Annotated in this window: 14 protein-coding genes; 10 read left to right on the plus strand and 4 right to left on the minus strand. The window is 41.6% G+C overall.

What is annotated here, in order from left to right; genetic code table 11:
* Positions 1-220 precede the first annotated feature (220 nt).
* Positions 221-913 (minus strand): hypothetical protein, encoded by a 693-nt coding sequence (locus tag VB836_RS12560; RefSeq protein WP_323219632.1) that lies wholly within the window; start codon positions 911-913, stop codon positions 221-223.
* 89 nt (positions 914-1,002) lie between these two features.
* Positions 1,003-5,085: a response regulator gene (locus tag VB836_RS12565; protein ID WP_323219633.1), complete on the minus strand. Its 4,083-nt coding sequence runs from the start codon at positions 5,083-5,085 to the stop codon at positions 1,003-1,005.
* A gap of 193 nt (positions 5,086-5,278) precedes the next feature.
* On the opposite strand from VB836_RS12565, the gene VB836_RS12570 reads away from it, so the two are divergent.
* From VB836_RS12570 to VB836_RS12605, 8 genes are all read left to right on the plus strand, one after another.
* Positions 5,279-6,850 carry a metallophosphoesterase gene (locus VB836_RS12570; protein ID WP_323219634.1) on the plus strand — a complete coding sequence of 524 codons (1,572 nt, stop codon included), beginning with the start codon at positions 5,279-5,281 and terminating at the stop codon, positions 6,848-6,850.
* 309 nt (positions 6,851-7,159) lie between these two features.
* Entirely contained in the window at positions 7,160-7,495 is a 336-nt protein-coding gene (locus VB836_RS12575) for a cation:proton antiporter subunit C (protein ID WP_046277718.1), read from the plus strand.
* Positions 7,492-8,919, plus strand: a complete 1,428-nt coding sequence (locus tag VB836_RS12580; protein WP_323219635.1) for a cation:proton antiporter — start codon at positions 7,492-7,494, stop codon at positions 8,917-8,919. The genes VB836_RS12575 and VB836_RS12580 overlap by 4 nt, the downstream gene beginning before the upstream one ends.
* Complete coding sequence (locus tag VB836_RS12585; RefSeq protein WP_323219636.1) at positions 8,916-9,308, plus strand: Na+/H+ antiporter subunit E; 393 nt, start codon at positions 8,916-8,918, stop codon at positions 9,306-9,308. The genes VB836_RS12580 and VB836_RS12585 overlap by 4 nt, the downstream gene beginning before the upstream one ends.
* Before the next feature lie 91 nt (positions 9,309-9,399).
* Positions 9,400-9,654, plus strand: coding sequence for a hypothetical protein (locus VB836_RS12590; RefSeq protein ID WP_407659660.1), 255 nt, complete (start codon positions 9,400-9,402; stop codon positions 9,652-9,654).
* A complete protein-coding gene (locus tag VB836_RS12595; protein ID WP_046277721.1) occupies positions 9,651-9,932 on the plus strand; it encodes a monovalent cation/H(+) antiporter subunit G in 282 nt (93 codons plus the stop codon). The genes VB836_RS12590 and VB836_RS12595 overlap by 4 nt, the downstream gene beginning before the upstream one ends.
* Positions 9,925-10,491, plus strand: a complete 567-nt coding sequence (locus VB836_RS12600) for a DUF4040 domain-containing protein (RefSeq protein WP_046277722.1) — start codon at positions 9,925-9,927, stop codon at positions 10,489-10,491. Before VB836_RS12595 ends, VB836_RS12600 begins: the two co-directional genes overlap by 8 nt.
* Positions 10,491-11,150, plus strand: a complete 660-nt coding sequence (locus tag VB836_RS12605) for a Na(+)/H(+) antiporter subunit B (RefSeq protein ID WP_323219637.1) — start codon at positions 10,491-10,493, stop codon at positions 11,148-11,150. Before VB836_RS12600 ends, VB836_RS12605 begins: the two co-directional genes overlap by 1 nt.
* Positions 11,151-11,373: 223 nt before the next feature.
* Here the strand turns inward: VB836_RS12605 and VB836_RS12610 are convergent, their stop codons facing one another.
* Positions 11,374-12,207, minus strand: a complete 834-nt coding sequence (locus VB836_RS12610; RefSeq protein ID WP_323219638.1) for a sulfurtransferase — start codon at positions 12,205-12,207, stop codon at positions 11,374-11,376.
* Positions 12,208-12,293: 86 nt separating this feature from the next.
* Here VB836_RS12610 and VB836_RS12615 point away from each other — a divergent pair, with 86 nt between their 5' ends.
* Positions 12,294-12,959, plus strand: coding sequence for a LuxR C-terminal-related transcriptional regulator (locus VB836_RS12615; protein ID WP_323219639.1), 666 nt, complete (start codon positions 12,294-12,296; stop codon positions 12,957-12,959).
* Between the two features lie 7 nt (positions 12,960-12,966).
* Here the strand turns inward: VB836_RS12615 and VB836_RS12620 are convergent, their stop codons facing one another.
* The gene (locus VB836_RS12620) at positions 12,967-13,491 is read right to left on the minus strand and encodes a ribonuclease III domain-containing protein (RefSeq protein WP_323219640.1); all 525 of its coding nucleotides are present in this window, start codon (positions 13,489-13,491) and stop codon (positions 12,967-12,969) included.
* Positions 13,492-13,654: 163 nt separating this feature from the next.
* Between VB836_RS12620 and VB836_RS12625 the strand changes: the two genes are divergently transcribed.
* Positions 13,655-13,876: MerR family DNA-binding transcriptional regulator (locus VB836_RS12625; protein WP_323219641.1), on the plus strand; the 222-nt coding region annotated here is incomplete at its 3' end.

Consider the following 13,876-nt stretch of genomic DNA (forward strand, 5'->3'; position numbering starts at 1 on the left):
TAGGAGCCATTGATGTTAAACTTGAAGTACCTACATTATACCCACATCTATGAAAAATAACAATAGGGAAACCTGGTTAAAAGTAAGACTTTCAGAAGATGAACGCACCAAGTTACAAAGTTACGCTGACTCAAAAGGTTGGTCTATGTCACAGGTTGTCCGCGAATACATTCGCAAGCTACCAAAAAGTGACACAAAGTGACGCTAATCATGCACTAGATTAATTCTCCATATGACGTTTGCGGTTTTGCTCACGGTTAAAGGCTAACTGCTCAGAAGTCAAAAACTTTGATTCAATAGGTGGACGCATATCCCATTGAACCTCTGCAAAAAACAGTAACGTTCCCGCTACGATCATTCCGGTTGCTAAGAATTGCAAGCCGCTCACATAGGATAATAAAGGAATTGCTAAAAAATGCAGCAATCCTGCTAGTGTAAATGATCGCGATTGTAAACCGATACCCGTCGCGAGATAACCTAAAGCACAGACAACCAGCCAGAGAGGACACAAATGGCTTAAAATCTGTGACCATCCCCCGAAAATTGCCAAGTTCGTTAGTCCGACACCAATGAACATCAACAACGCCCAACAGTAAACCAACCAAGTCATGTGTTCGATGCGAACCCAACAGTAGGTTAATACAATCATTCCCAGGGTAGCAAGAAGTGTGAGTCCTGACCACCAATAAGCTTGATCAATCCAACTAATCGGAAAAAATTGAGCGGTGATGAAGATCATCAGCGAAATCCAGCCCCAGAGTAAAAAAACTTGATCAATTCGGGTGTATAAGCCTGAAAAAAGTGTATAGTTGCCAATTTTCCAATTAACGGTTAATAAACCCTTGATATCTTGAACATCTAGATGTTGTTGTTTGACGCGAACAATCGGCTCTGTTGAGTGGAAAATGGTCATGCTGGATGGCAATAATACTACATCTTGTGTAGGTATCCTAACAAAAAATTGAACGGTTTGTAAAATAAATCTAAATTCTCAAATTCAAATCAACAGGACTTAGTTTGTTTTAACAGATGTTCATAAAGCCTCTGAAGCCTGATTTTCACCTCGGGAGGTTTAGCCGTAAAGCGAATATAAAAATTACCGATATTTGCGGGTTCCTCTAAAACTTTGGCGTAGATATCTTCGCTCGTCATGGTAGAATCGGCCCAAATCAGATTAAGTTTAATATTAGTTAGAGAAACAGGAACACAATCTTGTTCACCTTGGCGAGAGTGAATTTTTGCTCCTTTCGCAGAAAGTTCAATAATAGAACCTTGAAACACATTTTCGCCGATGTGTTTTCCTTCGAGAATTGTATAGTGTAGTGAAATCGGTTGCACTAACGGAAGAAAGATTTCTTCTTCTTGGTGTAAAAACAAATTGTATTGTCCAGAAATTCCGCCAACTTCATAGATAGTAATGGGTTGTTTTACACCTTTGGGTTGAACTTGGTTTTCTCCAACGACTTGAATAATCGAATTAATCTCATTAAATGTCGATTCTGAAATCAATATTTGCCCTCCTGTACTATAAGATTCAATCCGATAAGTTAGATTAACTTGATTTCCCACAACACCATATTTTGTGCGTTTTTCTGAGCCAATATTTCCCACAACAACTTCACCTGTATTAATCCCAATTCCCATTTCTAAAGGCGGTAAACCCCACTGGTTGAGCTGTTGGTTCACGGACTCCATTTCCAACTGCATAGCGATCGCACAGGCTACAGCTCGTTCTGGGTCATTTTCTCTCAATCTTGGCGCACCAAATAAGACTAAAATTCCATCGCCCATAAACTCATCAATTGTGCCTTGATAAGCCGTAATTACATCAGCCATTTTGGAGAGATAAAAGTTGAGAACTTTGACAACTTCTTCGGGGTTTAATCGTTCAGAAATTGCGGTAAATCCTCGAACATCAGAAGTCAACATTGTAATTTTTCGCCGTTCTCCACCCAGTTTTAAACCTTCCGCACTTTCTAACAAATTAGTGACGACTTCATCGGTGACATATCGCCCAAAGGTTTTGCGAATATGGGCTTTTTCAGTTCGCAGTTGTTTGATGCGAATATGCGTTTTAATTCGAGCAAGAAGTTCATCTTTATTTAAAGGTTTTGACAAGTAGTCATTCGCCCCAACTTCTAAACCTGCAACTAAATCTGAGATTTGATTTTTGGCTGTTAACATCATAATGGGGAGTTGATGAGGTGGCCAAGTTTCCCGAATTCTGCGTGTGACTTCATAACCCGTCATCCGAGGCATCATTACATCTAATAAAATCAAATCAGGTAGATAGCCCGCTTCTAAAATTTCTATGGCTTCTAAACCATTACTGGCTTGAGTAACCGTATAATTTTGTAAACACAAATAGTTTACTAAAACCTGTAAGTTAATCGGATCATCATCAACAATTAAAATTTTAAACTGATTATTATCGAGATTAGATGTTAAATTTTTGCTTGAATTTGATGGGATTTGCGGTGACTGATTCTGCTTTTGACTTTGCACAAAACTTTCTAAAGTCACCACAGCAGAACGATGAACTAAAACCGATGAATGATCGAGAGTTACGGCTGTTTCTCCTTCAGCAATAGGTAAGGTAAACGTAAAGTTTGAGCCGACATTAACGGTTGATTCTACCCAAATTTTACCGCCATGCAATTCAACTAATTGTTTGGTGACAGCTAATCCTAAACCTGTACCGCCATATTGACGTGCTGTAGAACCGTCTGCTTGTTCAAAGGATTCAAAAATGCGATCTATTTTATCTTTAGCAATTCCAATTCCGGTATCGGAAACTGTAACTGCAATTTCAGTAGAGAATCTTTTTTTAGGATAATTTTTTGCTGTTCCATTCCTGTCTTTATCCCAATTGATGACTTGAGCCGAGACTTTAACATAACCACTATCTGTGAATTTAATAGCATTCCCAATCAGATTATGAAAAATTTGTTGTAAGCGGTTTTCATCGGCTTTAACGGGGGGTAAATCCCGAGAAATTGTATTGATTAACTCCAACTTTTTAGTTCGAGTTAAAGACTGGCTTAAGGTTAAAACAATTTCGGTTATTTCTCTCAATCCGGTGGGTTTAAGTTGGAGTTGAATCGTATTATGTCGCAGTTTAGAAAAATCGAGAATATCATTAACTAATGTTGACAGTCGATGTCCGCTATGAGCGATCATGATTAGATTTTTTCGCTGCTGTTCTGATAGGGTTCCTGTCGCACCTTCTAACATAGATTCAGCAATACCAATCATCCCATTTAAAGGGGTTCGCAGTTCGTGAGAAGTATTCGCGAGGAATTCATCTTTGAGTTTATCTAAACGTTCGAGTTCTTCATTTTTAAGCTTTAATTGGGCGGTAAAATTTTGACGTTCTGTTTCGGCTTGTTTGCGTTGAGTAATATCTTCAAAAACAACGATAGCATAAATAATATTACCGTGACAATCATAAATCGGTTTAGCCAAGACTTCGCAAGGAATTACGCGATCAGGATGCCGAATTTCAATATTTTCTGTTTTGAGGCTTTTTCCTTTTAAAGCCCGAATTAAGGGTAATGCTTTGGGTGGATACAGTTGATCTGTTCCGGCTAAATAAAGTTGATAAGCTTGGGCAAATTTATCGAGAGAAGTGTCGGGAATAATCTCTTTTCTAAATAAAGCTTTAGCCGTTTGATTAATAAAGGTTAATTTATCTTGAACTCCATCATAAACTAGCACTCCAACAGGTAAACTATCTAGAAATTGATAAAGGCGAGCCTCGCTTTGAATTAATCGATTATTCAACTGTTGCATAGCGGCATTTTTAGCTTCTAAAACGGTGAAAGATTCTTGAAGCTGTTCCGCCATACAATTAAAAGATTCAGCCAGTTCTCTGACTTCATCACAACGAGAAGAAGCCACTTTATAATTCCATTTTCCTTGGCTAATAGCTTTTGCAGCCTGATTCAATCTTAAAATGGGTTTAGTCACCCATTGAGCGGTCAAAATTCCGATTCCAATCGCGCCTGCGAATGCAATGATACAGAGTAAAATTGTCGTGCGGGTATTGGCATGAATTTGACTCATAAAGTCCGCTTCAGGAACCACTACAACAATCAGCCAATCTAATCCCAATTGATCTAGATAAGGAACAACTTGTACAAATTGCCGTTCACCATTGAGCTGAAAATCAAGCTGTTCTGGTTGTTGAATTCGACTCAAATGTTCGTAACGTTTTAGGAGATGTTGGGTTATTTCTACTGTTAATTTATTTCGGCTTTTTATAGCCGCTAAACGTTGAGCTTGCTTGTCATTTTTACGCATCGTAAACGGTTCTTCTCCCGTAGAAGTGGCAACGAGTAAACCCGAACGCTCGACGATGAAAACTTGACTATTTTGACTAATATTAATATTTTCTAGATAATCACTAATCAAACTGAGAATAATATCAACCCCCATCACCCCACGAAAATTGCCCTGACTGTCATAAAATAAATTAGAGGCTGTGATCCCTAATTCTCCCCCTGTGAACGTGTAGATTTTGCTCCAATTGGCTCGCTCAGTCAGTAAAGTATTGAGATACCAAGGTCGTTGTCTGGGGTCATATTCATCAACTTCTAGAAATTCACTGCGGTTTCCTTGTTCATCTAAACGATAGGAATAGCGTTCCGGTGGAAATTCAACCCGTTTGGCGACAGAGGAACCATCTGATCCTCTTTTTACATAGACAAATTCCCCTGACTCACTGCCAAAATAGATCGCATAAACAGAGTTAAAAAGTTGAAGTTGTTCCCAAAGAAGATATTCAGAAAACTGTTTGTTTTCCAACGAGAGAAGCCCTAATCTTGCAGAGCGGTTATTAATTTGAGTAATCAGAGATGGTTTTTCTAAATAATCTTTGAGATGAAGCTGAACCCGTTTGCTGACTTCATTACGAAGTTGAGAGGCTACATCATTAACCGCTCGTTGTCCATTTCGCCAAGAGAGATAACCCGTTAATCCCACTGTGGCAAGCAGTTGTATTATAAAAGGAACAATTAAAACTGTTCGCAAGGGAACCCGGCGAGTCAAAGGAGAAACTAGACGGTGAAAAGATTGTATCAACATTAACAAAAATACCCCAGTCTAGTATGGTGTCAACTTTCAGTCTACGTTATCGTAAAATACAGATATCCTGAAAACAGGAATCATCGGCAGTGGGTTGTTGATAAACCCCTCTGTATGATTTGGGGAAGTTGCGTTAGAATCCAACAAACTCATTATAAAATTCTCAGCCTCTTAAAGCTAGCTCAAAACTTTTATGCAATTTATCACCGATCCTGCCATCGCCATCAAAATCCGTCAAATGAAACAACGGGTTCGTTGGCAAGAATCTTCTATAATTGCTCGTAACATCGATCAAACTCGTTTAGTGATTGATGATCAACAAATAGACAACCCAGAATTCTCATTTTTAGTGATTGGAGATAGCGGTACCGGACGCCATCGCGGACATCATCCCCAACGAGAGATTGCTAAATTATTACTCAAGCAGAGTGATTATCACCCTCGCTTCATTTTGCATACAGGCGATGTCGTCTATCTCACGGGTTCTGCGGGATATTATCCTCATAACTTTATCAAACCCTACCGGGAGTTTATTGTCGGTGGCGACAACTATAAACAAATCCCCTACGACCAGATGCTGTTTAACCTGCCTTTTCTTCCCATACCCGGAAATCACGATTACTACAATCTACCGCTTTTTTATGGTGCAATGGCAGAGCTTACTTGGCCAATTCGTCACCTGTTTGGGTCGAGAGTCGCCTTTGATGTAAGCTGGCGGGGTTCACGGAGCGGAGATGCCTATGCACGAGCCTTTTTAGACTATCTGCAAGGCTTTAATAACCCCAATGACTTAGAACGTCACCTTGACCAATATTACACCGCAGAAACCTCGACAGGTCGTTGTCTACGCTATCAACCCACCCAGTTTACCCGTTTACCCAATCGTTACTATACGTTTCGCTACGGGGGAATCGATTTTTTTGCCCTCGATTCTAACACATTCAATAGTCCGATACCTATTGCCAATAGTCAAGAAGGAGTTGAACAACGACGGCAATTAGTTCAACGCCAGCGTGACCTAGAACAGCAAAAACAGCAATTAATGAGCGAGTCAGAAACACTCAATCCAGACCACCCCGAACAAGCTGAACAATTAGATGACATCCAAGCCAAAATCGAGCAAATAGATGAAACGCAATTCGACATCGAGAAACAGCTAAAAGCCGGGCCTAACTCTGATATTGACATCGAACAATTGCGTTGGTTACAAGAGCGATTAATTGCATCTTGGCAGACCCCTGAAGTACGCGGACGGGTGTTATTTTTTCATCATCCTCCCTACGTTACCGAAGCGACAAAATGGGATCAAGCTCAAACTTTAGCGATTCGTTATAATCTCCGTCAAGTTCTCAATGCCGTTTCTCAAACAGTCGGTCAACAAGCCGAAGGACGACCCATTGTTGATTTAGTTCTCAATGGTCATGCTCACTGTTTAGAATATTTATATACAGGAGATACAGGCTACGCAGATTCTCATATCAATTGGATTGTTTGTGGAGGGAGTGGATATAGTTTGCGGCGTCAAAAACCCGAAGGGCCTGAACTTTATGATCAAATTGAGAATGAACAAAACAGCCGTTTAGTCGCGAAGTCCAAGTTATTTATTGGTCGTAATGGTGAAGGAAAACATAAACGACGACCTTATTCGGGTTTAAGAATTGATGTTCGTTCCGGTCAACCGCCTCAGTTTTTTGTACAACCTTTAGTCGCAGAACGTTTTCAGTCAGAATGGTATTATCCACCCGTAGAGGGGTTTACCCTTTAATGAACCTGATGATTCGAGTTTTTCACATTCCACAATACAGCTCGATTATTTGAAGATCGTTTAAATCGGCTTTTCTATGATATCATAATTGAATCAAAAGCTCAACTCCAAATCCCTAAACAATAGTGCTAGAGTGTAAGACTGCAAGATCATGTTTGCAACAGGTTTTAGGATTCAGATTTATCTATAGTTTGGATTGAAAAACGTAATGGATAGGGTGTTGCAGAACATTAAGTAATCCTGTTTAATAATGTATTAATGTATTCATCTAAAGATATTACACAACCCGTTACCCAATAAAAAACTCCCGTGTTAGAAGCATTCGTATTCGCCACAGTCTTATGTGGCTTTTTCGGTATAATCCTTAAAAAGAACTTGGTGATGAAAATCATCTCTATGGATGTGATGAGTACAGGGGTAATCGCCTATTACGTGCTGATTGCCGCCAGAAATGGCTTATTCACCCCGATTATTTCAGACACAGCCAATGGTGCTTACGCCGATCCGGTTCCCCAGGCAGTCATCTTGACCGGGATTGTGATTGGCTTCTCGATTCAGTCCTTAATGCTGGTCGGTGTGATGAAGCTGGCACGGGATAATCCGACATTAGAAACCCACGAAATCGAGAAGAACAACACCCCATGAATACCATTACAATCACCTGGATTGCATTCCCGTTTTTTTTCGGGTTTCTTCTTTATCTACTCCCCAAACTTGATCGATACCTCGCCCTGGGCGTTACCTTTGTTTCGGCGGCATTTGCAGTCTTACTGTTTGTTACAGGTGAACCTGTGACACTGGAGTTAGTCGATAGTTTTGGCGTCACCCTAGTCGCAGACCAACTGAGTGGCTACTTTATATTAGCCAATGCACAGATCACGGCCGCCGTCATTCTGTACTGTTGGGGTCGGGGTAAAACGGCTTTTTTTTATACACAGGCGATCATTTTACATGGCAGCGTGAACGCCGCATTTGCCTGCGCCGATTTTATCAGTTTATATGTGGCATTAGAGGTGATCAGTATTGCCGCCTTTCTGTTAATCACCTATCCCCGTAGCGATCGCTCCATTTGGGTTGGCTTACGGTATCTGTTTATCAGCAACACCGCCATGCTGTTTTACTTGGTGGGTGCAGTGTTAGTCTATCAAGCCAATCATTCCTTTGCATTTGCCGGATTAGGAAACGCCCCTCGAGAAGGCGTCGCCCTGATCATCCTGGGACTGTTAAGCAAAGGAGGAATCTTTGTCTCCGGGTTGTGGCTACCGTTGACCCACTCCGAAGCAGAAACCCCAGTATCAGCCTTGCTGTCGGGGGTGGTTGTCAAAACCGGAGTCTTTCCCCTGATGCGTTGTGCGTTGATTGTAGAAGATGTTGCTCCAGTCTTGAGAATTTTTGCTGTCGGGGCTGCATTTCTGGGTGTAGTCTACGCCATCTTTGAAGAAGATACAAAACGCATACTCGCCTTAAGTACAGTTTCGCAGTTAGGCTTTGTCCTAGCCAATCCGGCTGTAGGCGGCTATTATGCCCTCACTCACGGCTTGGCTAAATCAGCCCTGTTTTTGATTGCAGGAACTTTACCCAGCCGCAACCTCAAAGAACTACAAAATAAGCCCATCAATACCCCGATCTGGATTGCTTTAGTGATCTTATCCCTTTCAATCTCTGGCTTTCCTTTATTATCCGGCTTTACGGCAAAAACCTTAGCCCTGAAAACTCTAGTCCCCGCTCAAGCGATCGCGATGAATCTTGCTGCGGTAGGAACAGTTATCGTGTTTGCTAAATTCATCTTTCTGCCCCATAAAAACCAAGAGAATATCCAACCCAGTTTGTGGCCTGCGCTCCTCGTGTTGATGGCTGGGCTGATTGCGGCAGATGCAGTCTCTCTAGAGGTTTATACCTTCGCAAATATAGCGAAAGCCCTGACAACCATTAGCGTCGGATGGTTAGCCTATTTCCTGATTTTTCAACAAACAACCCTCAAACTGCCCCGTGTGCTTGAGGAATTTGAGCATCTGATCGGGGTGATGAGTCTAATGTTAATTGCACTCTTCTGGATGGTGTTGGCATGATTGGGTATCTGAATCTAGTATTGCGACTGATTATTTGGTTTCTGCTCACCGCTAATTTGAGTGTGACAAATATCATCATCGGCATCAGCATCGCCCTTCTATTACCAGGCGGACGGCCCAAAGCTCCAGGAGCCTTACAAGATTGGTTGCGGACGCTCGGTGAAGTCCTCGTGGCAATTCCCCAGGCTTATCTAGAAGCCTTTGAAATGATCATCCGTCCCCATCGTCACGAAGATATAACGATGGAACAAGTCAAACCCGGACGAACACCCGGACTGATTTTCCTTGATATCTTTCTCATCACTTTTACACCCAAAACCATTGTTTTGAAATACCACGAACGGGGCTGCTATGAAGTCCATTGGGTGCGACGGAAAAAGAAGCGTTGACACTTGCGATCGCAAGATTAAAATCACCCATTATCTGTTTTCTGCTCCCTGTTAAGAAGTTCTTTTTAATAACCCCTCATAGCCTACTTAAATGCTGAACAGCTTACTAATTGCAATGATTATTGCACTGCTCATCCCTATCTACGAAGCTTGGCAAGATGATGATACTTGGCAAAAAATGTTGGCTTTTTCCAGTGTCGCTTCCAAGACTTCTATCATACTCTTGGTTGTATCCGTCTTACGGGATGATTGGATGCTCGGTGTTGTCGGGGTGATTATCCTCAGCGTGGGTAATGCCGGATTAATGTTGTTAGCGCATATTCTCAAGCGGTTGGGTCAATTATGATTAATATACTTAGTTATATCTGTATCACGATCGGCATTTTCTTCTGGTTTTGGGGAACCTTTCCTCTGGTTGGCAATCGCTCCGTACTATTCAAGCTACACACGCTTTCCGTTGCAGATACACTCGGCTCGATGTTGATCGTAGTCGGGTTGTTCCTCAAAATCCCCAGTGAATGGCCGTTGCTCATCCTCGCCATTCTCTCCTTGGCAATTTGGAATACCGTGCTGGGCTATGTGTTGGCTTACTGTTCTAGCAATCGGGGGGCTTACGATGAATGACATTTATCTTTATCTGATAACCGCTCTGTTGCCGTTGTCCGCCTTCATGTTGGTGATTCAGGTTAATCCCTATCATGCTCTAGTTATTCAAGGAATCGTGGGAGCAGTTGCGGCATTAGTCTATGCTGTTTTAGGAGCAGCCGATGTTGCTTTAACTCAAGCTTTAATGGGTACTTTGCTGGCAATTACCCTTTATGCGATCGCAGTGCGTTCATCGTTGGTTCTGCGTCTTGGCATCCTCGAAGACGGGTTAGTTAAGACAGATAGCCCTGCCGATTTTCAGCAACTGATGGATGATTTCCGAACAATTGTTCGCAAACATTATATGCGTCTTGAGCTAGTTCCGTACACCAATCGGCAAGCTTTGGATCGAGCTTTGATGGAAAAAGAAATTCACGCGACCTGTACCCAAAAATTAGAAGTAGAACAGGACGAAAAGCAACTCTATAAGACTGAGATTCGGGTTCGACGCATTTATGAGATCATGCAAACCGAACTTTCATCACCCGCAACTCTCTTGACCTATATCAATACACCAGACTCAGAGGAGAAACATTAATGAAATGGGTTTACATTGCCGCAGGAATAGCACTTTACATCAAATTCCTGATTCTGTCCAATCCCGAGTCGGACTTTCCCGTGTCAATCGTCGAAACCCTTGTCGAAGAGAGTGGGGTTCCGAATGCAGTTACCGCTATTATTCTGAGGAATCGACTATACGACACTATCTTTGAAGTCGTAGTCTTTACGATCGCGGTTATGGGCGCTAGTTATCTGCTGGCGAATGAAAAGCCGTTTTGCGCGATCTATCAGTTTACAGATGAACCCTCAATTATTCTGGCGCGTTTGGGTGCAACGATTGCCGCTATAGTGGGGATTGAATTGGCGATTCGGGGCCATCTGAGTCCCGGCGGGGGTTTTGCGGCAGGAGTAGCAGGGGGAACGGCGATCGGTTTGGTGGCGATTACCTCATCAACGGAGTGGATGCAGGCGATCTATAAGCGCTGGAATGCTGCTATCTGGGAGAAGATTTCGGTTCTAATTTTCATTGTCTTGTCTGTTGTCACGCTAGCTGGACTCGAGTTACCGCACGGAGAGTTGGGGGCGTTGGTGAGTGGCGGAGTAATTCCTCTGCTTAATATTCTAGTTGCTATCAAAGTTGCGTTGGGATCGTGGGCGGTTGTTTTAGTATTTATTCATTACCGAGGATTGTTGTAAAGATTGATATAGCAGTAAGCCTAGTTTAACCACCAAGACACAAAGAACACAAAGAAGTTATAAACTCGCTCTCTGCTCATTGCTGTAGTTCTCAACATTTTCAAAAACTGGAGTTAGCACTTCCAGTTTTTTCTAGAACCTCACTAACTTGATAAACCGGGTTTCTCAACGAACAATATTGGCAAGCTGATTGCCGTTGCAAGAAATCCGCTTTCTGACCCTATTATTTGTCGATCGCAATATTGGGAATGAGGCTCCATTCATTCCAGGAACCATCATAATTCCGTACATTCGGATAACCCAGTAAATACTTCAAAACGAACCAAATACATCCTGATCGCCCACCAATCGCACAATAAGGAATAATATTTTTGTTAGCAGTAATACCGTGACTCTCATAAACGGCTTGTAATTCATCAATCGATTTAAAGGTACCATCTTCTTTAAAGACGAGTAAATGTTCAAGATGCACCGCTCCGGGAATATGTCCGGCTCGTTCTGTTCCTTCTGGGGGCTTGTTCAAAAACCATTCACCCCGATATTCTTGAACTGTACGAACATCTAATAAAACACCATTTTTTTGACCGATAAATCCTTTAACATCTTCCTGAAATGCTCGTAAACTGTTATCCAATTTTTGTATTTTATATTGAGTAGGAGCAAAACTGGATAATGCTGTTACGATGGGATAACCTTCTGCTTTCCACTTTTGATAACCTCCATTTAACACCCGCACGTTCTCATGTCCTAATACATTTAATAACCAGAAAATCCACGCTCCAACGCCGGGATAACTCCCGTAAGCAACTACAGTGGTTTCTGGAGTAATGCCCGAATTTGAAAGTAATTTTTCCCAAGCGGTTAGCTCAAAATTAACTCGCAAATCGGGTTGTAATAAATCTGTGAAAATATTCCAAAAAACCGCACCGGGAAGATGAGCGTCTTTGTAAACTTCTGAATTTTGATCAACTTCAACGATACGAACATTAGGGTTATTGAGATTTTCTGCAAGCCATTGTGTATTCACCAGAACTTCAGGATGAGCATATTCAGACATTGTTTTCTCCTATCATCGCACTAACGCTAAGATAAAATTGATCTCATCCCAATGCCTAGTCCCCAATCGGGTACACTTTATTAATCATGGTAAATGTGTTACAATCTTTATTTAAAAGTATTGCTCTAGCCAAAAATGAGCAGGAGTTGAGATTAGAACTCTCTGCAACCATGAGTCAATATTTTTCGGCAACACGAGGCGGAATTTTTTTCTTTGATCAAATTCATCAAGTCGATAGCAAACTTCAAAAAGTATTCCAAATTGCCTTATCTCCTGAACACAATCCTGTTGTACGCTATTTAATTGAACGTCATACTCCTATTCACGAAGCTTTAGTGGTATCCCCTAAAACGTGGAGATTAATTTGTCCACGCGCTGATCATTGGCACGTTATGGTTGGCCCTATTGTTAATAACGGACAATTAATTGGTGCAGTCGGTTTTACTCGTGAACAAGGAATGCCTGAATTTGAGCAGCAAAATTTACTCGATTTAAGCGCTCTTTGTTTACATTTATCGACTTGGGTTGCAACAGTGCGATCGCCCTCTCAACTTCCCCAAATTAATTGTCTAACATCTCGTGAAATGCAAATTGCTGAGTTAGTTGCTCAAGGAAAAACCAATGCAGAAATTGGGGCTGAACTGTGGATCACTGAAAATTCTGTGAAACAAGCTTTAAAGCGAATATTTCGGAAGCTTTCAGTTTCATCTCGTACAGAAATGGTTACACGTGTTTTTGTTTTGAAAAATTGATCAATGCTCACTGATAACTGTTTAGAGAAGCTTGAGCTAACAACTCATCAACTGCGGCTTTTAAAAAATATTCTCCCAACCAATTCTGGGTTTTCAAAATATCTCGATTAAACTCTAAATAAACAGCACCAACAATGGCTTCTAAGTTCTGAGCTAGGATTTTCTGTTGTTTATGTTCGGGTTGATGATCATAACCTGTTCCCAAGCGACAAAAAGCTCTAAAATTCAATTTTTCGGCGAACCTTGATAACGTCTCAGTGGTGATCAGATCACTTTTAATGACGGTTAATGTGGCGAGTCCTAACTCTAAACAGCGATCGCAAAGATAGTTACTCACCAATGTACTCAAGACAATAGAACCTACATGAACTAAGCCAATATGTTCAAGGGTTCGTAATTTTTTTTGAGCGGGAGTCAGAAGTGGATCTTCGGCAATATAATCAGGATCAGTGAGCGCAATCTCCAGAAGTTCCGGGCGACAGAAGAAATGGAGACTAACCCAATCTTCTACTGCTTCGAGGTTTATCAGCATAGATTCATCGAACTGATTGTGCAACTTCCCAGACTACAAAGAACAACAGACGGTTTACGGACGCGAAACTGTAATAAAATCGATTAAGCTTGCGATCGCAATGCCTCTAATTGTAAATTGACTGGACAATACTGGACAATGCCATACTCTGCGATAATTAGGTATGGCTAAATTTGTTAAACCCAATGAAGCAGCTAACACTCTGGGAGTTTGCCTCCGAACACTCAGACGATGGGAAGCAGACGGTAAAATCAACACGATCAAAACGCCGTCAGGACAAAGGCGATACGACATCGAAAAGTTCATCAAAGAGGAATCAGAAAACGGAGGAAGACGCGCCACTGTTATCTATGCTCGCGTCTCTACCCGACCTCAAAAATCCGAC

It is taken from the genome of Limnoraphis robusta BA-68 BA1, from assembly GCF_034932365.1.
In the GTDB taxonomy this organism is placed as follows: domain Bacteria; phylum Cyanobacteriota; class Cyanobacteriia; order Cyanobacteriales; family Microcoleaceae; genus Capilliphycus; species Capilliphycus robustus.

Excerpts from the sequence above, each read along its gene's own strand:
- VB836_RS12560 (WP_323219632.1), bottom strand. The coding sequence starts at position 913 with ATGACCATTTTCCACTCAACAGAGCCGATTGTTCGCGTCAAACAACAA.
- VB836_RS12565 (WP_323219633.1), bottom strand. The coding sequence starts at position 5,085 with ATGTTGATACAATCTTTTCACCGTCTAGTTTCTCCTTTGACTCGCCGG.
- VB836_RS12570 (WP_323219634.1), top strand. The coding sequence starts at position 5,279 with ATGCAATTTATCACCGATCCTGCCATCGCCATCAAAATCCGTCAAATG.
- VB836_RS12580 (WP_323219635.1), top strand. The coding sequence starts at position 7,492 with ATGAATACCATTACAATCACCTGGATTGCATTCCCGTTTTTTTTCGGG.
- VB836_RS12585 (WP_323219636.1), top strand. The coding sequence starts at position 8,916 with ATGATTGGGTATCTGAATCTAGTATTGCGACTGATTATTTGGTTTCTG.
- VB836_RS12590 (WP_407659660.1), top strand. The coding sequence starts at position 9,400 with ATGCTGAACAGCTTACTAATTGCAATGATTATTGCACTGCTCATCCCT.
- VB836_RS12595 (WP_046277721.1), top strand. The coding sequence starts at position 9,651 with ATGATTAATATACTTAGTTATATCTGTATCACGATCGGCATTTTCTTC.
- VB836_RS12600 (WP_046277722.1), top strand. The coding sequence starts at position 9,925 with ATGAATGACATTTATCTTTATCTGATAACCGCTCTGTTGCCGTTGTCC.
- VB836_RS12605 (WP_323219637.1), top strand. The coding sequence starts at position 10,491 with ATGAAATGGGTTTACATTGCCGCAGGAATAGCACTTTACATCAAATTC.
- VB836_RS12610 (WP_323219638.1), bottom strand. The coding sequence starts at position 12,207 with ATGTCTGAATATGCTCATCCTGAAGTTCTGGTGAATACACAATGGCTT.
- VB836_RS12615 (WP_323219639.1), top strand. The coding sequence starts at position 12,294 with ATGGTAAATGTGTTACAATCTTTATTTAAAAGTATTGCTCTAGCCAAA.
- VB836_RS12620 (WP_323219640.1), bottom strand. The coding sequence starts at position 13,491 with ATGCTGATAAACCTCGAAGCAGTAGAAGATTGGGTTAGTCTCCATTTC.